The sequence below is a fragment of the Paenibacillus sp. PsM32 genome, from assembly GCF_030433815.1.
Taxonomy (GTDB): domain Bacteria; phylum Bacillota; class Bacilli; order Paenibacillales; family Paenibacillaceae; genus Saccharibacillus; species Saccharibacillus kyungheensis.
Window position 1 is genome coordinate 610313 of record NZ_JARUWY010000001.1, and the last position, 25084, is coordinate 635396.

The following is a 25084-nucleotide window of genomic DNA, read 5'->3' on the forward strand; positions in this document are numbered from 1 at the left end:
TCCTTCAATAATTTTAATGATTGTCCATTCTAGCTAACACGTCATCATATTCCAAAAAAGCATCGTACTCATAATAATAATTAATCGCAATCACCATCATTTCAGGTGTAGGCGTCTTGCCTGTATTGTGCAAAATATCAATAATATCTTCGAACGTAGCCAATTCTAACCATGTTTGTATATGTTGATCATCCACCCAATCAGGAAAAATATCTTTACGAGCGTTGGTAATGGTTCCTCCTTGATACTCCAATTCATTCAGCCAATCTTCATTAAAATAATAAATAGGAGTAGTAAGCGGATTGCTTTCCCACTTTTTCACATTAAGATAGAGCCATTGATTTTCTATCTTATTCATCACAGGCAACAGTTCTACCAAATGATCAAACTTGGCGTGTTGTAATTCTCCTTTTTTATATAAATCAACGATGTGCTGTTGATTTGGATTCATATTATTTCCCTCCTCTTTGGGCAAATACAATTAGACTATACTATGACTATGTTCATACTTATGCTGTACCTTTTGTAATGCTTTGACGATCCCATCTCTATTTTTGGCATCTTTCATATACTTCGGTAAGCGATAGGACGCATGACGCTTAATATACAAAGAAGGCTTCATCCGCAGATCAGCCGAAATATAATCAATAAGATAATTCAAATGTTCGTGATTCATTGCCCAGATCAATTTGCCTCGATAATGGGTGAGCAAATATAGATTTAATTGGAAAAAAGGGTCTTTCCCATCTTTAATCACAAATCCAGAAGAACATCCTTTAGATGTTTTTTTGTTGAGAGGTACTTGATTACTGGTATGGCAGTATGGGCAACGAATATGTACATTTTTATGTTGCTGTTGACCTTTGTCTGTCACTTGCACGTTAAACCAACGCTCGCAAGATGTACACACGCCGCTTGCTCTATAATCATAGTCCATTGGATACTTTTGCATATAAAAACAATGGGAACATCGCATTTCTATTGATTCATTGTCGGTGATAGAAGCAGGACCAGCACATTTAGGGCATTCTACCAGTACCGGTTTGCCATGATGCAATAAATACCAGATACTATAAGGCTCACCTAATTCATCGAAAAAACGTTTCATGGTGCATCTCTCCTTTGTGTAGTATATCGTATTGTATGGATAAGTATTTCCTTCCACACAACAAGAATAATATCAGCTAGAAGTAGGTGTAATAACGTATAACTACTTAGACAAGCCATACAATCATAGCCACATTTATTCTGTATTACCTTACTTTTAAGTATACATTTCTCCAAAGTACAGAACAAGCGTTTGACCTGAATGCAAAAAAAAACTTGCGTAGGGTCATATCTTTTTCCCTACTACAAGTCTTAATGTATTCTTATTCATTTAGATTTCGCCATTCCATTCTTTGTAAAAGCGGTCTACATATTCTTGCATATATTGATGACGTTCTTCGGCGATAATACGTGCAGAAGGCATATTGATCATATCTTTTAATTTGAGTAATTTTTCGTGGAAATGATTAATAGCTGTACTCTTCTCATTGCGATATTGTTCAGAAGTCATTGAAGTACGGACTGGAATATCAGGATCATGAATAGGACGACCGGTATGCCCTGAATAAACAAATACGCGAGCAATAGAGATAGCTCCAATCGCATCCAGACGATCAGCGTCTTGTACAATCTGTCCTTCAAGCGTACGTACAGGAGGATTGTTCCCGCCATTGTAAGACATAGTCGCGATAATCTCTATTATATGTTCCACATCGGTTGGAGGGATCGATTGTGTATCTAACCAATCGGTTACTTTACGCATACCTGCTTCTTTGGAGACATTGAGCTTTTCGTCTGCTACATCATGAAGCAAAGCCGCCATCACTGCAACAAATCGATTGCCTCCTTCAGTCGCTGTAATACGTTCGGTCATTTGCACAACACGGTGAATATGCCACCAATCATGTCCACTGGTATCCTCAGAAAGAACCGATTTCACAAATTGGGCTGTATCTTGAATCACTTGTTCTTGTATCTGTTCTGTACTATTCGGTGTGGTTGTCATTGTGGTATCGTCCTTTCGCTCTAAAGATTATCAAGATTACGTGGTCGGACAAAAAGTATACATGATTTTGGATATACTGTACATCTATCGCTGTATTTTTATCGAAGTTTGTATCAATACATCCATATATATGTAAATTTATAATCGAATATATGGCTCTAACCCTAATTAAACGCTTGAAAATGGTCGATATTATAATCAATATAAACGTGAGACTTCTATCTAAAAATAATCCTTACTTAAATGATCTTACTCGTTTTGAAAAAAAGAATAGCTGAATTGGATGATTTTATTTGTGAGAGGAAGTTACTTGTGCAGAACTATAATCAACAATCAATGGATGCTTTAGTAGTCAAAGCTTTGGAGAATAACCTTGCTATTATTCGATTTGATACTCATCGACGTGTAGCTTATGTAAACGATATTTTTGCTCGTACTATGGGTTATACACGTGAAGAAATGCAAGGAATGGATCATCGGTCTTTTTGTTTTCCTGAGTTTGTGAACAGTCCTCAATATGAACTATTTTGGAAAAGTCTTTTATCTGGAGAAAGCTTTCAAAATAAAATCGAACGTATGGATGCTAGCGGCAACTCAATCTGGTTAGAAGCCACGTATATGCCTATTTTCGAAGATGACAATCATCAAGTTATTGGTATCTCCAAAATCGCAACCAATATTACACAGCGCCAAAACCATATGACTACTGTCGTCACCGAGCTACAAAATATGGCAGATCATATGAGTGAACGTGCCAACAAAGGGATTAACCGCAGTCAGGAATTATTGCAAAGTATAAACAAAATTGCAGATGTCTCTGCTGAAAACAAACACACTTTGATGAACCTTCAGCAACAGGCTTTATCGATTCAAGGAGTAGTGCAGACGATTCGAGATATTTCTTCTCAGACGCATTTGCTTGCTTTGAATGCAGCGATAGAAGCCGCTCATGCCGGTGAATTTGGACGTGGATTCGATATCGTTGCCAAAGAAGTACGCAAGTTATCGAAAATGGTAGAACAATCTATTATTGAAGTACGTGATAGTGTAGATGCGATTACACGCGAAATTGAGAAAATTGCTAAAGGCACCAACGAAGCTCAATCCACCGTAGAACAAAGCCAGCAACAGCTTCAAGTAGCGATGAGTGATTTCACCCAAATCTCTTCGGCAGCTCAAGAATTAGATGTTCAAGCACGCGAAGTATCGGTAATCCTTTAATTTAATAAATAGACGCAAAAAGACCGTTCTATATGAGTAACGGTCTTTTCGATTTATTATTTTGTATTCAAAATATTACTACTAAGTATTTTTTATTTTTTTCCTTTAGTGTTGAGAATGATTTGGGTTGGTTACTTCCTCTATGTCTTCTAATGGTTCATCTTTATTTGCACTATTCAGATGACGCTTCTGCTCCGCTTCTGCGTGATATAGATATAGAATCCCTGCGGCTAACGATATCCAACTCAAATATAAAGGTGCTTGACCTACACTATTTGAAAAAGTATCAAACAGTTCACTGTTCCATGTAGTTGTTCCTGATCCCCATATAGCAGCACTCATGTATTTCACACTATACAAAAAGGCGGCTATTGCGATCAGACTGATTCCTGCGGCTCGTTTGTTCATCATAATCTCCATTCTGATTTGCGTATTGGTATGACTTAGATAATTACTATTACTGAATCTCAAATTGAAGGCATATCAGATGGCATCTGTGGTGCTTGATGATTGGTATATTGCCAGCTCATAATCGTTGCGCTGTCTTTGCCCTGTTGGGTATGAATATGTTGTAAGATCGACTCTATATTCGGCTTAAGATCGTGATCATTTACCAATGCTTGATATACATGTGTAGGATGTTCAAAATAATGATCAGGTGTATCGACTACACCATCTGTCATTAAAACGATAATATTATCCCCTGCTCGTAACTGTCTTTTGCCAATCGTGTAACAAGGAACTTCCAGATCGAACGTATTCACCTGTCCAATCCATTCATAAAACTGTCGCTGATTCAGTCCATATTGACCCCAGGCGGCTAGGTCAGGATGAAGTAGATATGCCATACAATCGCCTACAGAGAACCACCATAGATAAGCGTCTTTTTGTAAAACGATCAGACAAGACGTTTCTCCGCTTACCTGCTGACATGCTTGACGAAAAGACACACTCGAAAACAAGTCTACGATATACTTTTCAAATACATCGAATAGATCAGGTTGTTCTAACATCGCTTGAAGTCTAGATTCATCTTGTTGTAACGTATCAATAATCAGTGCTGCACTGGTCGCTGTCTGATGAGCATCCAAAAGAACAGCTAGCCTGGCAGAACCATTTTCACTTTGCATCACTAATAAGCCATCTTCATTTTTATAAGCGCCTGCTCCTGTATGCCCGCCGTACCATCCTATATGTATCCCATGTTGCTCTGTCATCGTTGGCGTATCTAAAAAAGGTTGCTCACTTCCGACCCATCTATAACTGCTAACACTCATAAGTACCTCCTTTATTTATGTCCCAAAAACCTGATCCATCTTTTCCAAATCATACGGTAAAAGCCAATCATAATATTGCTCATACAAGCGTTGTAATGAACCTTTTTGCATGCCTACAATATCGAGTCCACGATCATCGTACATATGGAAGATGATTTGTTGCTTGGGCTCTATAACATACACGCTTTCAGATAAAGAAGCTCCTCGCTCCGGAAAATCTGTATAACTAATCGCTTTGAAAATCCCTGCATAATCAAGATCATGGATCGTACACCATACATATTGGCTTTGAATATATCCGTTTAATTCTGCTGTATCTTCATCATAATCAGGTTGTTGCGAATGGAGCTTAACCTGTGAAAAACATTCTGATCGTAGATACGTTGATAATACCTGAACTTCATTTCGCTCAATACGTTCAATATCAGATAATACAGTCTGATAAGTAAAAGTCAGTACACATACTTGTTCACTTTCAGCAAATACAGCTTCAAATAAAGATACAGCATGTTGTTGAAGTTGTTCAAAATAAGTCGGATCATCAATACCACGATAAGGTACTCCTAATTCAAACCGTAATCCTAAAGGAAAGTTATAAAACAAAGGCACTTCTAACTTCATTTGTGGAAAAGTCTGCTCTAACCAATCATTAAAATCATTATTCATAACTGTAGTCACTCTTTACCTCGCTTGGACTGTAATTCTTCCCATTCATGCAAATAGATCATCTGTTCCTGATCGGATGTATCTAATTCAATCGGACAAATAAATTCTAACAAGTTACCATCAGGATCATCAAAATAAATAGCCGCATGCGCTTGAGGTCTATTTGGTAATACAATCGGGCCAATCGGTTGAAAGCCAAACACTTCGCGTACAGCAATTCCTTTGGCTTCTAACCACTCTTTGGCTTGCTTGATATCTTCATAATCAACGCGAAAAGCCATATGACGCAAAGAAGGATGATACGGTGTGTTCACCTGCTCGCCTTCCCATAGCCCTAACCAACTGATTCCTTTCTCGATCCATACAAAACTCAGACTCTCTCCGCGGTGAGCAATCTCAAGCCCTAATTTCTCATAAAAAGCGAGCGATCTATTCATATCTTTGACAGGTAGCAATGCTTCGTACAATCCTTTAATCATCATAATCCTCCATTCGTAGATGTAAAATTCAATGTTTCTTTACTATTCTACCTCAATATTAAAACTTGTCTAATTGCCCAAAATAGGGTTATATACACATATATCCGTTTACAATCAGGGGGCGTTTTGATGAAATCCAATTCACATACAACTGTGCCTTATGGCTATGAACCTGTTATCGAAAAAAGCAAAGGAACGCTAATCTACTACGATTCGTTCGAACACACAACAGATGATGATCTGAACTTGGCGCTACGAACGATGGATCATATGCAATTTACACGCTTGGTGCTCTATCCACTGCATGAGCAGACAGTAAAGCGCATGTCCAAAGAGCCGGTATCTGCTTATTACAAGCGTGAAGACCGTCTACATGCTTGGAAACGAGAAACCGAACGCAAAAGCATCACCGTAGAAGGCTGGGATGGTAAGCGTAAAAAGTATACTCCTATCGAAGCCGCATTACGCCATCTGGTAGATCAATACCAATCTCCTTATTTTCTACTGATGACTCCTGATATGGCGAACTTATTCGCGTCATTTTCTTCTTTTGAAGAATGGATCAGTAAGCTCAAAATCGTTTTGACAGAAGAACCTACTTTCCTTCATCCACGGATGCAAAAGTATAGCAAACGTTGGGTAGTAGCAGGAGTCGAAAAAGAGTAATTCGTCTATGTTTCTGCCTTTTCAAAAATACGTAATTAAGTTATAATAATACAATAAAACATTTATTTACGTGCTATGTATAAGGCTGAAAGGTGTGGAATGGATGGAATATATGCTTCAACAGATTTTGCAGGAAATCAAATCAGTTAAAACAGATGTGCTATCGCTTCATCAAGATAATCAATCTCTAAAAAACGGCATGCAAGAACTTAATCAGAATCAAATTCTTTTAGCAGAAAGACAGTCACAACTAGAAAAAAAACAACTTCAATTTGAACAAAATCAAACGGATTTACAAAAAAATCAATTACGCATGGAAGAAAACCAGGTTCGTCTGGCTCAAAATCAGATCCAACTAACAGAAAGTCAATCCCGCTTGGAGCAAAGTCAATCACGACTAGAAGAAAACCAAGTTCGCTTAGAGCAAAATCAAGTGCAAACTAATATTAAAATCAGTGATATTCATACTGCTGTTGTTCGTCTTGAAAATGATCAACCCAAAGATATTGTCGCTCTGTTAGAAACGTTTGATGATTATTTTTGTGAAAAAGATTCGGAATTAGCTATACTGAATCATCGTATATTTCGAGTAGAATCTAGATTGGAACGTATGAGTATGCGTGCTTAAGCCATCCTGAAGGATGGCTTTTTTATTGTCTGCTTCTTCTTGATCTGGTTGGTACTCAATCAAGTCAGACAATTGACATTGAAATGTATCACATAATTTATTTCTAACAAAATCAGTAACGCTATGTATTAAATAAAAACACCAGTCATATCATTACAATATAACTGGTGCTTCTTGGTCTTACATCGCTGCCCCTTCAGGCGATAAAGCAGTAGTGAAAAATACAGGTTTTTGCTGTTCATTCTGCTGATACGCTACCAGTAACAGACTGCGTCCTTCGCTAGCCGTTAAGGGTTCACCTGCAAGGATTTTATCCAAACGGAATGGCAGTTCTTCCATCACTGTATGCTTATGAAGCTCTTTATCATTTAATTTCAAATCAACAAACTCGGTTGAGAAGTCTTCCGGTTGTTGAATCGCATGTCTGATATGGCTGGACATTTGATCTTTGTTCATCGTGAAGTCCCACCAGATTTTACGTGGTTTGTACTTATGGTTGAGGAAGTAGTCTAACTTCATCAGTCCCAGTACCACATCCATACGCGGTGTCTGGCGATCCATTAAGAAGGCTTGTAAATGGGTAAATAAATCTTCCAATTGGTGACCGATCTTTTGCCAGCCTTGGGCTTCCCAGTAATTCCCGAACTCCTGGAAAAAGTCGAATGGCGACTGGAACTCATTGTATAACAAGTAATTCAGCGTATAATCCATCCGATGCGCATTCCAGTATTTCTCCAATACATCTTCCAGACGCTTCAAGCGTACAATATCTTCAAAAGATAGCTTATCGCTACTCAGAATCTCATACGGCGCATGATCCATATACGTATACTGATACTTGTCTGCATCGATCCGAAGCCCTGTTCCGCGTAACATTTTGAGGAATCCTAATTGCAATTCTTCTGGCCCTAAAGCAAATACATCGTTAAACGTTTTGCGGAATGTATCATAATCTTCGAGTGGTAAACCTGCAATTAAATCTAAATGCTGATCGATATTACCCGACTCTTTGATCTTCGTTACTGTACGACTAAGCTTGGTAAAGTTCTGACGACGCTTCACCAGTTCATTGGTCGGATCATTAGTGGATTGCACACCAATCTCAAAGCGGAATACACCCGGTGGTGCATGTTCTGCTAGATAATCTAACACTTCGGGACGCATAATATCTGCGGTAATCTCAAATTGGAACGTACATCCATTATGATTCGCTATTAAAAACTCGAACATTTCCATCGCATAATCACGTTTAATATTAAATGTACGATCGACGAACTTGATTAATTTGGCACCTTGATCGATCAAGTACAGAATATCGCTTTTGGTACGTTCGATATCAAAGTAGCGCACACCGACTTCAATACTGGATAAGCAAAATTGACAGCTAAACGGACAACCACGACTCGTTTCAAAATATACAACCCGCTTGGCAAGTTCAGGTACATCTTCGACAAATCGGTACGGCGAAGGTAATTCATTGAGATCAAGCTTCGGACGACCTGGCATCATAATCAGTTCTTCGCCTTTGCGGTATGCTACCCCGTAGACAAAATGATATTTGCCTGCTCCTTCGATCTCTTGTAGTAAATGATGGAACGTTTCTTCGCCTTCACCAATCACGATAAAGTCGATATTGCTCACACGCTTCATCCAGTATTCGGTATCATAAGATACTTCAGGTCCACCGAGTACAATTTTCACTTCTGGCATGACTTTTTTGAGAATATCGACCACTTTAATCGTTTCTTCAATATTCCAGATGTAACATGAAAATCCGATCACATCCGGTTTCCGTTGAAATAAGTCAGATACGATATTCATCACCGGGTCTTTGATTGTAAATTCGGCAAGTTCAATATCAAAGTCTTTTTCACTAAAAGCTTTTAGGCAACGAATCGCAAGTGATGTATGAATATACTTGGCGTTCAATGTAGATAATACGACTTTCATAGCGATATGCTCCTCTCATGCTGTAACAAAATCATTCGGATATCGGCAAGCACCTGTTCTGCGCAAGTATTAATAAAGAAATGTCCACCATGATAAGATTTGAATGTCGTTAAAAGTGATGAATACTCACTCCATGCTTCGATATCTATCGTTGTCATTTGATCCTGTTCTCCGGTTAAGACAGTGATCGGGAACGGAAATACTTCATACTGCTTGTTATAGCGATATTGCTCTACAAGCCTAAAATCGGCACGCAATACAGGAATAATCATCTCCAACAATTCCTTATGTTCCAGTATAACATCCGGTATTCCGCCGAGGGTAATGACTTTTTCTATAAAGGCTTGATCTGAAAGTTGGCTCCATTCTTTGCGACTGGCAATATGAGGAGCTACTCGTCCTGAGAATAGGCTTGTTACCGGATAACGACCTGTTTCGGTATACACTTTATGTATCATTTCAAATGCAAGAAGACTGCCCATACTGTGCCCGAAAAAAGCAAACGGACGATGGTCTTGAAAATACGGTCGGATCTGCTGCCATAGATCTTTAACAACTACTGCCACATCGCTAACTAATGGCTCTGCAATTCGGTGTCCATGACCGGGAAGCTCAATCGGAATCAATTCAATCTGTGGCTGCAATGATTTTTTCCATGAATTATAAATATAAGCATTACCACCTGCATACGCTAACGTAAATAATCGAATCTTATTATTCATCTGTATTCCTCCATATGATTGTTGGGATAGCGCTATGCAGTAAATATACTGATTCGGCATGATAGCAAATCTGTTACAAGCATCCCAATACCCATCCTTCTAACAGACTCAATTGATATTCTGCTCTGCTTAATGTAGGCAAAGACAGATAAGGTGCTAACGTCTCTTCTTGATCGCGCTCTTGCATCCATGCTGCGATATAATACGCATCACGTTCATGTTCACTATAGGTCGAGATATTGGATAGATGAGGTTCGGTGATCATTCTTCTTTTGTACAATGAAGGATACGCTTCGACAATCACATGATGTTGTTTTGGTATTATTTTACCATCAAATGGCCAGAAGTGGATGTTCATTCCATGTCTTTTTTGCCAGTATCGTAGACGATATATCCATGCTAATCCGGTATGGGTCGAATAAGAGACTGCCCCTTGCATCCCGGAGACACGATCCAGATCGACTACACTTTTGGTTGAAGGTACAAATTCACGTTCCACTAATCGCTTGGCGATAGAGTTGGTGTAATGGGCTTGTTCTTTACTTTGCTTCATGGTAAGTCTGGTCGTCTGCCATGTCTGATAACTCCATTTGAGAAAATCATCCCACTGATCCAACTGCAATTGTTGCAACACTGACAAAGGATACGACAGCCCATGATCGATACCGATAATTATTCGTTCTTGACTGGATAATAACTGATCCCGTAACCAGAGATACACTTCTTCTCTTGACCAGAGATGATCTTTGTCAGGCGATGTCCTAGAAGTAAGCGAACTCACAGTAGAGGGATAGATTAGAGAAGCAGGTGAATGGATACTTCCCTGCACAACAGCGAGACCTTTAATTTTGGAGCGTGGCTTATCTGCTCCCGAGTAATCTATTCCGATATATTTTTCAAATAAAGGCATATTTATCTTCCTCCGCATGTTCTTATCCTGCTGTGACCTCATTGCCAAACATTACAAAAAACCGATACTTCTTACCGATAAGCTCTTTTCAATATAGATTGTGAAAAGAAACTTGATCGAAGTATCGGTTGTAGGTTGGTTTCTTTTAAAATTCTTCCATATCGTAACGTCCTTGATCCATATCCATACTTTCTTTCTGGAAAAAGGCTAAAAATGGTTCGCCATATTTGCGGAATTTCACTTCGCCGACCCCTTTGATCTCCAGCATTTCGCCTTCGCTTTGCGGTTCGACAACACTCATTTCACGCAATGTTGCATCATTGAAAATAATATAAGAGGGTACACCTTCACGTGATGCCAGTTCACGACGAATCAGACGCAATTGCTCGAAGATTGTCTCGTTAACTGCTGAAGCATCGTTATTACGGCTAGTGCTACGACTACGGCTAGAACCTGAACTACTTGAAGCTGAAGCCGCTATTGGACGTGGTGCACGTTGCATGACTTTACGCTGTCCTTTTAGCACTTCGGCTGCGATCGGTTGCAATTTCACCACCGGATATTGCCCTTCTGTTAGCAACAGATATCCTTCGGCTGCCAGTACATTGATCCGCTCAGAGATTTCTTTTTCTGATAAATGAGACATTAATCCATGAGTAGGCAATTGATCGAACTGATATTGCAATACTTTTTTGTTACGTGAACCTTTGAGCACTTGCGCTACCACCGAGACACCGAATCGTTCACGTAGACGATGAATACAGGAGAAGATTTTCTGCGCATCGATCGTCATATCGACTAACTCGCGAGCATCCCGGCAAGAGCTACATTGTCCGCAGGGTTCACCGGAATGTTCTTCATGAAAATAATCGAGCATCGCATTACGTAGACATTTGGTTGTATAACAGTAATCGACCATCTGTTGCATTTTGCGATAATCGTTATGTTTGCGATCACCTTCATGCATATTTTGTTCCAGTAAAAATTTCTGGGTCATAATATCTTGCGGGCTAAATAATAGGATACATTCACTAGGATCGCCATCACGACCTGCACGACCTGCTTCTTGAATATAAGCTTCCATATTTTTAGGCATATTATAATGAATAACATACCGAACGTTAGACTTATCGATACCCATTCCGAATGCATTCGTAGCCACAATTACCCGAATATCATCATAAATAAAAGCTTCCTGACTCTGATCCCGTTCATCATCACTCATTCCGGCATGATAACGTCCAGCCGCTACCCCACTACTAAGCAGACGACTATACAGATCATCTACATCTTTACGGGTAGCCGCATAAATAATACCGGATTCATTATCATGAGACTTGGCATAATCGATCACAAAGTCACGTCTCTGCGTACCACGCATGACCGCCATCGCTAGATTATCCCGACCCAATCCTGTAATAAATACCTGCGGATCATCTAATTTTAAAAGACGCAAAATATCGTCACGCACTTCCGGTGTTGCGGTCGCTGTAAAAGCGGCAACGATCGGACGCTGTGCCAATTGATTTACAAATGGTGAAATCTCAAGATAACTGGTACGGAAATCATGACCCCACTGCGATACACAGTGTGCTTCATCGACAGCGATACACGTAATATTCACACCGTTCATTTCTTCGCGGAACCAATCCAGTTCTAAGCGCTCAGGTGCAACATATAATAACTTCAGGTCGCCACGACGTGAAGCTCGAATCCGTTCATTCACTTCTTTACCTGTTAACGTGCTATTAATATAAGCCGCTGGAATCCCTGCCGCTGTAAGTGCATCGACCTGATCTTTCATCAGTGAGATCAGCGGTGAAATCACTAGCGTCACTCCGTCATTAACCATCGCTGGAATCTGATAACAGATCGACTTACCGCCACCTGTAGGCATAATTCCGAGTGTATCCTGACGTTGTAATAGACTATTTACAATCTTCCGTTGACCTTCTCTAAAATCTTCATATCCAAAATACTTCTGTAACAAAGTCTGTGCTTCCTGCATCACAGGCGCTTGCACGCTCATTGCCAAAACTCCTTATCCTGATTCTGTAGTGATCGTGTTGCTTTCTTCTGCTTCAAATCTATACTCCTATTTTAACAGAGAACGAACGATAATTCTCAGCAACTTATCAATTCTGATATAATATATGTGATAATGATTATCATTTTCATATGTAAAGGAGAATCAATATTGAACTTTCCACAGATGGCACCTATAACTACCCAAGCAACTGTTCAAGCACATCCTTATGTATTACAACTGCATCATGCAGATATTCAACATATACAACCTCAGACTTCATTGTCATTAACACAGATTATGGCGACTCATATGACTATTCTTGTGCTGATCGAAGGCGAATGTATATTAAAGCGTGAAAATGATCCCTACCCTATGAGAACAGATACAGTCTATCTATGTCATTCCGGTAGTACATTTGCTTTGTCTTCCGAACATATGGATACACAGGTAGCGATGCTTCATCTGGAATTATATCTGCCACATCCAGACGATCCTAGACAATTGCAGTCTGTTACCGATTCTCAACACTTATATTTTCCGGCTGAAGCTACACTTCCTTATGCCAGTGCAAAGTGTCAGCAGATTTGCTCTGCTTTTCGTTCAACTCATGTATTACATCGCTGGCGTGCTCAGATTGATGCTATTGAATTGTTGTTTGAAGTGGCTACAGCCAAAGAAAAATGTACACTCCAGCAAGAAGATGGTCTGGTGCGTGCTCGAAATTATATTGCTGATCATCCTCAGCAAGCACATACGCTAGAACAATTAAGTCAGATCGCTGGACTTAGTGCCAAGCATTTCTCTGATGTATTTAAAAAAACCTATGGTCAAAGCCCTCATGAATATATGACTGAAATTCGTCTTACGCAGGCCAAACAATTGATGCTTCGTTCAGGCTACAAACTCAAAGATATCGCGCATGAAGTCGGTTATCGGGATGAATTTTATTTTAGTCGTGTATTCAAAAAAGAAACAGGTGTATCGCCTTCGACATATATACACAAACGCAAGCAAAAAGTAGCCGCTTATGCTAGTGTGTCTACGCTTGGTTATTTGCTACCGCTTGATATTGTACCTTATGCCGCTCCACTACATCCCAAATGGTCAGGATATTATCTAGAACGTTACGGTGCAGATATTCCTTATCATTTGGAATATGGAAATTCATATCAGCAGACTCATACCGCTATACGACAGCTAGAAGAACTCAAGCCTGATTGGATCGTATGCTCACACGATATTCAAGCCGAAGAATATACACAGTTAAGTCAATCTGCTCAAATGATTACATTGCCAGCTCCACAACGTGGTTCATGGCGAACAGGCTTATATCAACTGGCAGAACAACTTCAGATGAATGAAGAAGCCAAGCAATGGATCAATACATTTGATCAACATACTGCACGTGTTAGAACGTTACTTACCCGCTCAGATGGTTCCAGACCTAATGTGTTATTTGTGCGTATGCTTCATGATCAATTATACAGTCTCGGTTCAGCCGGATTATTAGATTATGTCTATGACGAACTGGGAATACAGCGACCTCACGATACACCGGCTGATGATAATGAAGAGGATATAGTGACATGGGATCAATTACAAGCAAGTGATGTAGAGCATATTGGTATCTTAATTCGTCAAGATTCGGAGACATTAGAACACTGGCATCGATTACGGCAATCTTCTCGCTGGCTTGATCTTCCAGTAATCCGTCAACAACAATTGCATATTCTAAGTTCAAGTCCATGGCGCGAATACTCTCCTACTGCTTTGACCAGAGTACGTGAAGAGCTAATACACTATTTATCCGCCAAAAGTCCATGTGCTATCCGTTGATTGTCTATGGCAAAGCACAAATATAACCTCTATGATAGCTATTGAGAATCTTTCTCACTGATATTGAGGGGAGTTATATAATAATCATGAAAAAAACAATTACGTCTATATGTATGATTGCCACATTTATAGTATTGTCTGCATGTGGTAAGCCTATAGCGACAGAAGGAACTAGCTCTTCAACAACTACACCTGTAGCTTCGACGGATTCAGCTTCTACAGCTACACGAACGATTACGTATCTGGACAAGTCTTATACGATTCCAGCCAAAGCCGAACGAATCGTCATTACAGGTTCTTTAGAAGCGATGGAGGATTCTATTTTACTTGATATTCATCCTGTTGGCGCAATCTCTGTCTCCGGTAAATTTCCTCCTTTGTTCGCTTCGATTACTGATCAAGCAGAATCAATAGGAGAAAAAATCGATCCTAACTTTGAAAAGATTTTGTCCCTCAAACCGGATGTTATTCTTGGCACAACCAAATTCGATCCGGCTATACTGGAAAAATTACAACAGATTGCTCCCACTATTCCTTATTCGCATGTTGCTACAAACTGGGAAGAAAATTTGACCCTGTTAGGTGAAATTAGTGGCAAACAAAAACAAGCAGCACAAGAAATCACTGCTTACAAAGCTAATTTAGAAAAAGCGAAAACGACTTTACAAAGTACATTAAAAGATAAACAAGTATTGCTGGTTCGTATGCGTGAAGGAGCTGTCTGTCTATACGGGCCTGACTTATACTTTAATCCTGTATTATACAGCGATCTGGGGTTAGCTATTCCAGCAGAAGTTGCCGCTGCCAAATCACAAGAAGCGATCTCAATTGAACAATTTGCTCAAATGAATCCAGATGTGTTATTTATCCAGTTTTCAGAAGATGAGAATCCAGATGCTACAGGCGCTCTGGAAGATTTGCAAAACAATCCGATTTTCCAAAGTATTCAAGCTGTCAAAGATGGCAACGTCTTTGTCAATGTAGTTGATCCGCTCGCTCAAGGTGGAACAGCGTATAGTAAAATTCAATTTCTTCAAGCTTTTGTTGATACGTTACAATCCAAATAAGAAGGTAATGAATCTAATATGTACAACATTTATAGACTACCGGCAGTGATCTTTTGGACTGCCCCGGTAGTCATTATTTTCATCATTGTGATATCTGTTCTATATGGAGCCAAAAACATCTCATCTCTTGATGTCTGGAACGCTATCGTTCATTTTGATGCTGGTAATGTCGATCATCAGATTATACGTCATTCAAGGTTACCGCGCGCGATCGGTGCTTTGTTGATCGGTGCGTTTCTCGCGATGTCTGGCGCAGTCATGCAAGGGATTACTCGTAACGATCTAGCTTCCCCTTCACTACTTGGTGTATTGGATGGTTCTGTATTTGCGATTACATTATGTATGATCTTTGCACCGTCTATACATGGAAGCAGTCTGATTGTGGTATCCATGTTAGGTTCGGCTTTTGGCATGTTATTGGTATTTGGAATGTCTTATCTGATTCCAGGAGCACAGTCACCGATTGTTCTAGCTATTTTAGGCACATTAACCGGTATGTTTTTGAATGGATTAGCTGATGCGATTGCGATGTATTTTCATGTATCTCAACGGATTAGTTATTGGTATAACGCTCGCTTATATCAGATTGATCCTGAATTGATTCAATTATCGCTTCCATTTGCTATTGTCGGCTTTGTGATCATGTTAATTATTGCCCGCTCTATTTCTGCGTTATCTCTAGGCGAAGAAATATCTACAGGTCTAGGACAACGGGTCAAACTTATCAAATTGGCAGCTTTTATAGCAGTTGCTTTGTTATCCGGTATTTCTGTGGCTCTAGCGGGAAAAATTGCTTTTATCGGCTTGATTGTTCCTCATATTGCCAAAATGATCGGCGGAAACGATTATCGCCGTATTATTCCGTTATCCGGTGTACTTGGAGGGATGTTTTTAGCTTGTTGTGATATTTTATCTCGGTTTGTAAATTATCCATTTGAGACTCCTATCGGTGTGATTACTGCTTTATTCGGTGTTCCTTTTTTCCTTTACCTGATTCGTCGTAAAGGAGGCTCACGACATGGATAAAGACTCTCAAGCACGCTATATATCGATCATGAGTATTGGAATAGTGTTGATTTTGCTTATAGTGGGAATCGGTCTTACGTATGGTGAACTCAGACTGTCATGGATCGAGATGATGTCTACACTGCTTCATAGATCGAGTGATGCTTCTCATTATATTGTCATTTTTCAATTTCGCTTGCCTCGTATTGTATTGGGTCTAGTGATAGGAGCAACCCTCGGGATTGCAGGAACTGTCGTACAAAGTCTCACTCGCAACCCATTAGCTGATCCAGGGATCCTAGGGATTAATGCAGGCGCAGGTATGTTTATTGTGCTGTTTATGTTTTTGATTCGTGATCAGATCGATATGACAGGAAATATAGCGATTATGATGATGCCTTTATTCGGCATGGTGGGCGGTTTGTTAGCTGCGCTACTGATTTTTCTACTGGCCAAAGATCAACACGGGCTTAATCCACAACGATTGATTCTGGTAGGGATCGCTATCACTACAGGATTCTCGGCAGTTACGTTATATGCATCGCTCAAAATGAACCCGCAAGATTTTGAAAAAGCATCAGCCTGGTTATCTGGAAACTTTAATTCAGCGAACTGGCTATTTGTTTTATCGATGCTTCCATGGATAGTAGTATTGCTTCCGTGGTTGCTTTGTCAGACACGACTGCTAGATGTTATGCGCTTAGGTGATCATACGTTGCTTAGTCTAGGAATACCTTTACGGCAAAAGCGTAGTCAATTGATGTTTATTAGTGTAGGGCTTGTAGCGGCTGGTGTGGCTGTATCCGGTAGTATTGGCTTTGTAGGATTAATAGCTCCTCATATGGCGACCCGACTTGTCGGACTTGCTCATCGGCGTGCTCTTCCACTTAGCGGTGTAATTGGTGCTTTGCTGGTGCTTATTGCTGACTTTATCGGACGAACTTTATTTTCGCCAGCTCAATTGCCTGTAGGGATCGTTCTTTCGATTATAGGAGCTCCTTATTTTGTATGGTTATTAAGTAGACGTCGCCAAGCATAATGATCATATCGCACAGATAAGATGATATAAAATTAGCTACCAAAAAGTCTGTAGTTGAAAGGAGATACTTGATGAAACGGACAGATCAATTGGATATATTAGGACGCAAATTAACGGTATACTTACCGCCTTCTTATCACCTTTCAGAACGTGATTATCCTGTCGTCTATGTACAAGATGGAGGTCAATTAATAACTCACTGTCAAAATTATATCGAACGATTATTTCGAGAACAGTTGCTACATGAAGTGATTCTAGTAGGCGTACATACCGATCGGCGTACTTATGATTATACCCCCTGGCCAGCTCCGGCTTTGAACCCTCAATTTCCTGCTTTTGGTGGACAAGCCCAATCTTATATTGATGAATTAGCCGATCAGGTAAAGCCTAATATCGATCAACGTTATCGGACACTTACAGACGCTATCTCTACAGGGATAGTCGGTGGTTCTTTGGGCGGGTTGGTCAGCATGTTTGCTGCGTACTGGCGACCGGATATATTTGGCTGTGTGGGTATGCTTTCTCCTTCCTGCTGGTATGAAGGAGTGATGAATTATATCGAAGAACATCCGGCTCCTTCCGCTGATCTCAAGCTATATGTGTCGATAGGCAATTGTGAAGGATTATACAAACAGAACAGTCAACAACATATGTTCCAAAATGTACTATCTGCATGTGAATTGTGGCAAGCAAAAGGCTTTCCTGCACACCAACTTCTGCTTGAGATTGAAGATGGCGGTACTCATGATCTGCTGTTTATGACGCAATATTTTATCAAATCATTACAATTTCTGTTTGGTGCTTCTAATGCAGCCTATTCTGGCACAATGTCTTGCAGTTAATGGTCTTCTTATACAGCTCATACTTGCTAATAGATTATGACTCAGACAACACAAAGCAGACCTCTTACCATTACAGTAGAAGGTCTGCTTTGTTTACTTTTCCAATATAATTATCTATGCGATATTGAATAACTGCTTTGAAGATCTATCGGTTAACGATAAATCATTGTTGCTACATCATGTAACGATTGTCTGGCTGCGATACTGATGCCTGCCAGTTGGAAAAAGCCATGATTCACACCTAGATAACGACGACAATGCACATCTACATCAGCTAGTAATAACTTGCGATACAAAGCTTCATTTTCGAATAATAACGGATCAAATTCAGCAGTTAACATATACGTTTCTGGAAGCCCTGCAAGATTCTCTGCATATAACGGGCTGACTTCTGGATGATTTAACGGTAGATCACCAAAATAAGCTTCATATCCACTAATCAATACATCTCTAGTTATAATATAATCGTTGCCATACTGTGCATATGTTGTACTTGTACCGCTGGCATCAAGCATCGGATAAATAAGAATCTGACGCTGTGGCAACCAGTCACCTTGCTCTTTCAACCGCAGACATGTCACCAGCGCTAGATGTCCTCCTGCACTATCTCCTGCAATCGTTATTCGGTTACGATCTCCGCCCCATGCAGTCACATGCTCACGAACAATCTGTACTGCGCGTACAGCATCATCGTGTGCAGTTGGATATGTATACTCTGGTGCTAATCGGTATTGCACAGCAATAACCAGAGCTTTACCTTCATAAGCCAACTGACGCATCTGTTGATCATGAGTCTCCAAGTCTCCACTGACAAAGCATCCCCCATGATAATAGATCAATACAGGCAAGTCCCTCTGATCTACCGGTTGGTAAAGGCGTAATGTAATATCATCAATATTCACATCCTGAATAGAATAAAGCTCTACTTTGTCTCCTGCCAATGGAATTGTGCTCAAATATCCTGCACGACGTTCTTCGATACTTTGATGAAGTACAGACGGACGACCTGCTTCTACAAACTGTTCTACCAGTTGACGTATTCCTTTTTCCAAATGATCTAAATGTTCTACTTTATGCATTGTATATGTTCTCTCCTGTCATTCGATATAATCTATATTTACACAGTATTGATCAAAGGAGCATCTTGCCATTCTGTAGCATGACGATGCACGATTTTTAGAAAAGCATCCAAAGCAGGCGATTGCCACTTTTTCAAATGATAACTCAGTTGTGTATACACTTGTTGTTCACGATCATCCCAATCTAATCGTGCTAATTTGTGTTCTTGTAGTTCACGTTCTACTGCTACAAGCGGTAAAAAAGAAATGCCCAATCCTGCCATAACACATTGCTTGATTGCTTCTATACTCCAAAATTCCAGACTGGGATCGGGGAAAATGCCATGACTATTTAGATATTGTTCAAATAGTGTGCGATACGTACAACCCGATTCAGTATGCAAAATCGTTTCGGTACGCAAATCTTCTGGAACAATATGAGCTCGACCGACTAATGGATGATCAATAGGTGCGATCATCGCCATCTTTTCATACACAAGTGTCTCCATATGCAGTTCACGATCTTCCAGTTCTGGTTGTAACAAAAACGCTATATCCAACGCTCCACTACGAATCATTTCTAACAGTTCTGAACATGCACCCGGTTTGAGAATAATTTTGACAGCGGGATGATGTTTGCGATATTCACGAATAATATTAGGTAACCGAAAAGCAGCTAGTGATTCTGGAGCCCCTATAGTTAATGTACCCGACATTTCTGCATCCGAACGAATCGCATCTTTGGCTAATGCATGCATTTTGGATATTTCTTGTGCATACGGAAGTAAACGGCGCCCTGCATCGGTAAGCAAAATCTTTTTGTTCATTCGATCAAACAACGGTGTACCCAACTCTGCTTCAAGCGCTTGAATCTGTGCGGTAATGCTAGATTGCGCATAATCTAGACGCTGAGCTGCACGTGTAAAGCTTCCCACTTCTACTACGACTAGAAACGTAAATAAATGTCTGGATTCCATATTTATCTCTCCCATCGGTTTTTTAGATGGATTGCATTTGAAATTTCCGTTTTTCCGATAACATTATTATCTGCTACGCTGTAGCAAATGACAAGGAAAGCAGGGAAATTAAAATGAACACTTCACATTCATCTCATCTAAAACGGACGATCGGTTTACCGCAAGCTGTCGCTCTCTATATTGGAGCTGTTCTAGGATCAGGTGTATTACTTGTTCCCGGACTGGCGGCTCAAATGGCAGGCCCTGCTTCACTGATTGCATGGGGATTCATGACGTTGTTGATTTTGCCAATGGCTTTGTCGATGGGATTATTATCTGCCAAGTTCCCGAATGCTGGCGGAGTCTCTCATTTTGTGAGTATGGCTTTTGGGCCGCGTGCAGGTGCGTTGGTCGGTTGGTTTTTCTTATTATCTGTTCCGATCGGTGCACCTGTAGCCGCTCTTACCGGTGCAGGTTATATGACAGCTGCGATGGGCTGGGATGAATCAGTTCGAATCGGGATAGCGATCTTAATGTTGCTGGTTGGATTAATCACCAATTGGTTCGGGATGCAAGTGGCTGGCAAAATCCAAATTGCAGTCGTTATTTCTATTGTAGCTGTACTTACATTTGCGATTATCGCTGCTGTGCCTGAGATTCAAGCCGTTCATTTCACTCCATTTATGCCGCATGGTTGGACAAGTATCGGACAAGCGGCTGCGATATTGTTCTGGTGCTTTATTGGCTGGGAAGCCGTATCTCATATGTCCGAAGAATTCAAAGATCCACGTAAAGCAGCCATTCGTGGTGTTGTGATTGCTGCGATTATAGTAGGTATTTTGTATTTTCTAACTGCACTGGCGACTGTAGGTACACAAAGTTATCTGATAGGTGGATCAGATGCTTCACTGGTGTGGATAATTAGTCGACTGCTTGGTTCATGGGGTGCTGTATTAGCTGGAGTTACCGGTATTTTTATCTGTACAGCTACTATTATTGCGTATGTCGGGGCTTCTTCTCGTGTTGCTTTTGCATTATCCAGACAACAATATGCTCCTAAATGGATGAGTCTATTATCTGCTAGATACAGTACACCTGTAGGCGGTATCCTTTTTCTAAGTGTATGCTTCGGGTTGATTACTGGTTTGTACGCAAGTCATATCATTTCGTTGACCACTTTAATTCAATTGCCTAATGCGACTTTTATTTTGACCTATCTTGGTGGATGTGCCGCAGGGATTCGCTTATTACGTGAAAGTCGCTTTGGATGGATCATCAGCTGGATTTCTTTTGTAGCTACAGCTATTATTTTTCCATTTACAGGTTGGGCTATTTTGTATCCGGTAGCGATCACTATAGTATTCGGAGTTACTCTTCTTATTCAGTCCAAATATCGAGTAAACAAAGTACCACTTTGGGATCAAAAGTGAAAATAATTGATACGATAACAAAAGCTGTTCTGTAAGCATCTCGCCTACAAAACAGCTTTTTGTTTGATAACTATCTTACTCTAGCAAAAATTCACCTCATGATTATGCCCATTGCTGTATCTAATGAATACTATACGTATCTGTACTTACTGTTGGATCTGTAATATCACTATACGTATCAGTTAGCACCGTACTATGCGGGTTGGCACTATAAAACAATAATAATTCTTGAAATGTCACCCATGTGGTGGTCGTCTCCGTCAATATCATAATCCCTTCATAATTGCCTGCTGGCACAGGAATAGGTGCTAATACGCCGCCAAAAGGATTAAAGTATGCTTGAATTTTGCCATCATATAATAGATTCCAATCATTGCCCTGTAGACCATAGATAGTGAATGCCTGCTTACCCGGAACATTCAACATGCTGACTAATTGAATCGCATCCAATTCAACAGGCTTAGGAAAATGATAATTAATCGTTCCACTCTTATGATTGCCTGTATTCGGTATCCAATAGGTAGATAGATCGCCATCAATCGTATATTCTGGTCGTTGGTTATCGTAATAACCGACACTGGTTACAGTAGTTCCTTTGGGAACAGGATCACCGGTCGCATAACTCATCGGTGTAGCATGTACAATATTGGAATAGTTTTGATTTTGCCCGTTAACAACAGCATTAACAACAAAGTAATACGGAACACTGTTATTATCTAGCCCTGGTACTGTGTAATTCTGGTACGTATCTGCGTTCACAGTAATCGTCTGCCCTAGCAAAATATCTGGATATTGCTTCATATAAGTGATGCGATATTGATCGGCTGCTGGAACTGTATCCCATGTTAAATGTACTTGTCCATTTTGCGGTGTAGCCTGTAGAGCGGTTATATAAGAAAGATCACTTTTATATAATAGTTCATTTACTACGACTGGAGCGGCTGTAGAGCTAATTTCTATTTTGAGTAATTGGTACCAATCTGGCTCAATAGGGATACTGTCGATCGCTATCGGAGACGTAGAACCCTGTACATGTACTGTTTTTTGCCCGATCAACGTATTGCTGTGTTCACCTTCTTCATATATTTTATACGTAATATCACTTTCCACTGGCGCTGTTATCACAAATTGCAGTTCATTTATATATAATGGATATCCGACAAGATAGCTTAGTGTTGCATTTTTACTGTTGTTTTGAGTTTTCCATGTGGATGCTATATCTCTATCCATTGTATTTTCTACAGGGTTACGATAAAACTCACTACTTGCACTTTTACCTGTATTGACCGGGAAATTATATCCAGGTACTGGCATGCTTAGTACTTCTGTGGCATAATTTGTCCGTACTTCATTGCGTACTCCGGCTACTGTAAAATAATAAGCAGTGCCTGTTGTCAGATTAGGAATCTGTACATCTGTATACGTATCTGCTGATACAGTGATTGTCTCTGTATAATGCCCTGAAGTCGTACCATAACGTATTTGATAATGATCTACATTGGCAAGTGGTTGCCATTGAAGCGATACTTCTTCATTGTTATTAGTCGCTTTAAGCTGTGTTGGAGCAATGCTAGTCGTTGTAGGAAGTAGATTCACTTCACTCATTAGCAACCAATTACGCGTAGAACTCACCGAAATATCAATTCCTTCATACCAGCCTATTTGTACAGCTATCGGTGTAAGAGCTTGATATTCACTGGCAGTCACATGAAATGTACGTGTTGCAATCGTGCGCCAGTATCCATTTTGCAGACCGCGAATTGTATATGTCTCATACCGATCTCCCGTGCCTCCTGTAGAGACTTGTACACCTTTCAGATTCACAGCTTCTGGAAAGTTCATTTGAATACGTCCTGTATTACTAGATACTTTCCATATACTATACCAATCACCATCTCCGATATTTTGCGGTACAAATGTTGGATCATACGTAGTCGAAGTATACGTTGTACCTACAGGTATACGACTCCCGACCATCCCTTCACTTCCATCTGTTACTACCGAAGCCGCTTCGATCATCTTCGCCTGTGGAACAAAAACAAACAGCATACTAAAAATACACAAATACAGCCACCCTTTACTTAATTGAGATTGGCTTTTCATAATTGACCCCCTTTTATCATTTCATACAAGTAGAAATGCTGTTATCAACGGGTTATGTATATTATTGGATGCTTAATTAATAGCACAATATGGATTTAATGTATATTTTTATTTTATTAGATGATTTGAATCATGTAGAGTTCTTATACTTTTATCATTTCATACACTTTTCACACATCTATTCCATTATTCTCACATAACCTCTTGATAAGATGAATTTACATTCTAAGAAGAGGTGATTCCAATGAAAAAATGGACAAAAAATGCGGCAGTATTATTAACAACAATCAGTGTATTAGGAGGAGCAACAAGCGCTTTTGCAGCTACACCGACAACAGCTACTCCAACCACACAAAAAACGACTACACCTGTAACAGCAACGCATAAAACAACAGCTACTCCAGCTAAAAAAGTAACAATGCCAGCAAAATCGACTGCAAAAACAGCAAAAACGGTTACAGCTAAACACAGAGCAACCAAAGCGAAACATAAAGCTACTAAAGCCGCTCATAAAGTAAAACACAAAGCTACCAAAGCAAAACATAGAGCTACCAAAGCCGCTCATAAAAAAGCGACAACTCACAAAACAGCAGGTACTACACATAAAGTCGTTACTACAACTCCAAAACACAAAGCAGCTCGTCATGTCGCTAAATCAGTAGCTACCAAACACCATGCTAAAAAAACGACTCACAAAAAAGCGACTGCTCATAAAAAAGCAAATACTACACACAAAGTAGTGACTAAAGCTCCAAAACACAAAGCAGCTCGTCATGTCACTAAACCAGTCGTTGCCAAACACAACACTAAAAAAGCTACTGCTACAAAAGCTACAGCCCACAAAAAAGCAGCTACTACACACAAAGTAGTAACTAAAGCTCCAAAACACAAAGCAGCTCGTCATGTGAGTAAACCAGTCGTTGCTAAACACAATGCTAAAAAAGTTACTTACAAAAAAGTAGCTCATAAAAAAGCAGTTGCTCACAAAGCAACAACGAAAACAACTGCTACAAAAGCACCTGTAACTAAAGCAACAACACCTGCAAAAACAACAACACACAAATAAAAGGATCGCTTAGATACATCAAGTTCCTTTTAGCTACAAACGTAAGCTTGCTAAGTTATGACTAAAACTCACTCTTAAAGA

At 39.9% G+C, this 25084-nt stretch carries 25 protein-coding genes; 10 read left to right on the forward strand and 15 right to left on the reverse strand.

The genetic code is table 11. The features are described 5' to 3' along the window. Window positions 1-13 precede the first annotated feature (13 nt). The 3 genes from QCD85_RS02865 to QCD85_RS02875 form a co-directional block, all read right to left on the reverse strand. Window positions 14-451: a DUF7716 domain-containing protein gene (locus tag QCD85_RS02865; RefSeq protein WP_301261572.1), complete on the reverse strand. Its 438-nt coding sequence runs from the start codon at window positions 449-451 to the stop codon at window positions 14-16. A gap of 30 nt (window positions 452-481) precedes the next feature. After that, complete coding sequence (locus QCD85_RS02870; protein ID WP_301261573.1) at window positions 482-1108, reverse strand: hypothetical protein; 627 nt, start codon at window positions 1106-1108, stop codon at window positions 482-484. A 270-nt stretch (window positions 1109-1378) separates the two neighbouring features. Next, on the reverse strand, window positions 1379-2053 hold the full coding sequence (locus tag QCD85_RS02875) for an HD domain-containing protein (RefSeq protein WP_301261574.1): 675 nt from the start codon (window positions 2051-2053) through the stop codon (window positions 1379-1381). Window positions 2054-2365: 312 nt separating this feature from the next. On the opposite strand from QCD85_RS02875, the gene QCD85_RS02880 reads away from it, so the two are divergent. Beyond that, window positions 2366-3274 carry a methyl-accepting chemotaxis protein gene (locus QCD85_RS02880; RefSeq protein ID WP_441005593.1) on the forward strand — a complete coding sequence of 303 codons (909 nt, stop codon included), beginning with the start codon at window positions 2366-2368 and terminating at the stop codon, window positions 3272-3274. A 105-nt stretch (window positions 3275-3379) separates the two neighbouring features. Here QCD85_RS02880 and QCD85_RS02885 read toward each other — a convergent pair whose 3' ends face one another. Genes QCD85_RS02885 through QCD85_RS02900 form a run of 4 tightly spaced genes read right to left on the reverse strand, consistent with a single transcriptional unit; the run spans window position 3380 to window position 5696 of the window. After that, window positions 3380-3682 carry a hypothetical protein gene (locus QCD85_RS02885; RefSeq protein ID WP_301261575.1) on the reverse strand — a complete coding sequence of 101 codons (303 nt, stop codon included), beginning with the start codon at window positions 3680-3682 and terminating at the stop codon, window positions 3380-3382. Between the two features lie 59 nt (window positions 3683-3741). Further along, window positions 3742-4551: a protein phosphatase 2C domain-containing protein gene (locus QCD85_RS02890; protein WP_301261576.1), complete on the reverse strand. Its 810-nt coding sequence runs from the start codon at window positions 4549-4551 to the stop codon at window positions 3742-3744. A gap of 15 nt (window positions 4552-4566) precedes the next feature. Beyond that, window positions 4567-5217, reverse strand: coding sequence for a DUF3885 domain-containing protein (locus QCD85_RS02895; protein WP_301261577.1), 651 nt, complete (start codon window positions 5215-5217; stop codon window positions 4567-4569). A gap of 8 nt (window positions 5218-5225) precedes the next feature. After that, entirely contained in the window at window positions 5226-5696 is a 471-nt protein-coding gene (locus QCD85_RS02900; RefSeq protein WP_273615381.1) for a VOC family protein, read from the reverse strand. A 129-nt stretch (window positions 5697-5825) separates the two neighbouring features. On the opposite strand from QCD85_RS02900, the gene QCD85_RS02905 reads away from it, so the two are divergent. Both QCD85_RS02905 and QCD85_RS02910 read left to right on the forward strand, forming a co-directional pair. Next, on the forward strand, window positions 5826-6362 hold the full coding sequence (locus QCD85_RS02905; protein ID WP_301261578.1) for a hypothetical protein: 537 nt from the start codon (window positions 5826-5828) through the stop codon (window positions 6360-6362). 103 nt (window positions 6363-6465) lie between these two features. Next, a complete protein-coding gene (locus QCD85_RS02910; protein WP_301261579.1) occupies window positions 6466-6990 on the forward strand; it encodes a hypothetical protein in 525 nt (174 codons plus the stop codon). Here QCD85_RS02910 and QCD85_RS23915 read toward each other — a convergent pair. The 5 genes from QCD85_RS23915 to recQ form a co-directional block, all read right to left on the reverse strand. Further along, window positions 6922-7119, reverse strand: a complete 198-nt coding sequence (locus QCD85_RS23915; RefSeq protein WP_367317621.1) for a helix-turn-helix domain-containing protein — start codon at window positions 7117-7119, stop codon at window positions 6922-6924. The genes QCD85_RS02910 and QCD85_RS23915 overlap by 69 nt on opposite strands. 51 nt (window positions 7120-7170) lie before the next feature. After that, the gene (locus QCD85_RS02915) at window positions 7171-8940 is read right to left on the reverse strand and encodes a B12-binding domain-containing radical SAM protein (RefSeq protein WP_301261580.1); all 1770 of its coding nucleotides are present in this window, start codon (window positions 8938-8940) and stop codon (window positions 7171-7173) included. Then, window positions 8937-9662 (reverse strand): thioesterase II family protein, encoded by a 726-nt coding sequence (locus QCD85_RS02920; RefSeq protein ID WP_301261581.1) that lies wholly within the window; start codon window positions 9660-9662, stop codon window positions 8937-8939. Before QCD85_RS02920 ends, QCD85_RS02915 begins: the two co-directional genes overlap by 4 nt. Window positions 9663-9735: 73 nt before the next feature. Then, the gene (locus QCD85_RS02925; RefSeq protein WP_301261582.1) at window positions 9736-10572 is read right to left on the reverse strand and encodes a hypothetical protein; all 837 of its coding nucleotides are present in this window, start codon (window positions 10570-10572) and stop codon (window positions 9736-9738) included. Between the two features lie 145 nt (window positions 10573-10717). Continuing rightward, a complete protein-coding gene (gene recQ, locus QCD85_RS02930) occupies window positions 10718-12601 on the reverse strand; it encodes a DNA helicase RecQ (RefSeq protein WP_301261583.1) in 1884 nt (627 codons plus the stop codon). Window positions 12602-12769: 168 nt separating this feature from the next. On the opposite strand from recQ, the gene QCD85_RS02935 reads away from it, so the two are divergent. The 5 genes from QCD85_RS02935 (at window position 12770) to QCD85_RS02955 (ending at window position 18390) form a co-directional block, all read left to right on the forward strand. After that, the gene (locus QCD85_RS02935; RefSeq protein WP_301261584.1) at window positions 12770-14437 is read left to right on the forward strand and encodes an AraC family transcriptional regulator; all 1668 of its coding nucleotides are present in this window, start codon (window positions 12770-12772) and stop codon (window positions 14435-14437) included. A gap of 86 nt (window positions 14438-14523) precedes the next feature. Next, window positions 14524-15504 carry an ABC transporter substrate-binding protein gene (locus QCD85_RS02940; RefSeq protein WP_301261585.1) on the forward strand — a complete coding sequence of 327 codons (981 nt, stop codon included), beginning with the start codon at window positions 14524-14526 and terminating at the stop codon, window positions 15502-15504. Between the two features lie 18 nt (window positions 15505-15522). Continuing rightward, a complete protein-coding gene (locus QCD85_RS02945; RefSeq protein ID WP_301261586.1) occupies window positions 15523-16530 on the forward strand; it encodes a FecCD family ABC transporter permease in 1008 nt (335 codons plus the stop codon). Further along, window positions 16523-17548 carry a FecCD family ABC transporter permease gene (locus QCD85_RS02950; RefSeq protein WP_301261587.1) on the forward strand — a complete coding sequence of 342 codons (1026 nt, stop codon included), beginning with the start codon at window positions 16523-16525 and terminating at the stop codon, window positions 17546-17548. Before QCD85_RS02945 ends, QCD85_RS02950 begins: the two co-directional genes overlap by 8 nt. Before the next feature lie 71 nt (window positions 17549-17619). Continuing rightward, window positions 17620-18390 (forward strand): alpha/beta hydrolase, encoded by a 771-nt coding sequence (locus QCD85_RS02955; RefSeq protein WP_301261588.1) that lies wholly within the window; start codon window positions 17620-17622, stop codon window positions 18388-18390. A 152-nt stretch (window positions 18391-18542) separates the two neighbouring features. Here the strand turns inward: QCD85_RS02955 and QCD85_RS02960 are convergent, their stop codons facing one another. Both QCD85_RS02960 and QCD85_RS02965 read right to left on the reverse strand, forming a co-directional pair. Continuing rightward, window positions 18543-19469, reverse strand: a complete 927-nt coding sequence (locus QCD85_RS02960) for an alpha/beta hydrolase (protein WP_301261589.1) — start codon at window positions 19467-19469, stop codon at window positions 18543-18545. Window positions 19470-19507: 38 nt separating this feature from the next. Next, on the reverse strand, window positions 19508-20425 hold the full coding sequence (locus QCD85_RS02965; protein WP_273615369.1) for a LysR family transcriptional regulator: 918 nt from the start codon (window positions 20423-20425) through the stop codon (window positions 19508-19510). A gap of 113 nt (window positions 20426-20538) precedes the next feature. On the opposite strand from QCD85_RS02965, the gene QCD85_RS02970 reads away from it, so the two are divergent. Continuing rightward, the gene (locus tag QCD85_RS02970) at window positions 20539-21834 is read left to right on the forward strand and encodes an APC family permease (RefSeq protein WP_301261590.1); all 1296 of its coding nucleotides are present in this window, start codon (window positions 20539-20541) and stop codon (window positions 21832-21834) included. A gap of 120 nt (window positions 21835-21954) precedes the next feature. On the opposite strand, the gene QCD85_RS02975 is transcribed toward QCD85_RS02970, so the two are convergent. Then, entirely contained in the window at window positions 21955-23937 is a 1983-nt protein-coding gene (locus QCD85_RS02975; RefSeq protein ID WP_301261591.1) for a fibronectin type III domain-containing protein, read from the reverse strand. Window positions 23938-24181: 244 nt separating this feature from the next. Here QCD85_RS02975 and QCD85_RS02980 point away from each other — a divergent pair, with 244 nt between their 5' ends. Continuing rightward, window positions 24182-25003 carry a hypothetical protein gene (locus QCD85_RS02980; protein WP_301261592.1) on the forward strand — a complete coding sequence of 274 codons (822 nt, stop codon included), beginning with the start codon at window positions 24182-24184 and terminating at the stop codon, window positions 25001-25003. Window positions 25004-25084: the final 81 nt, after the last annotated feature.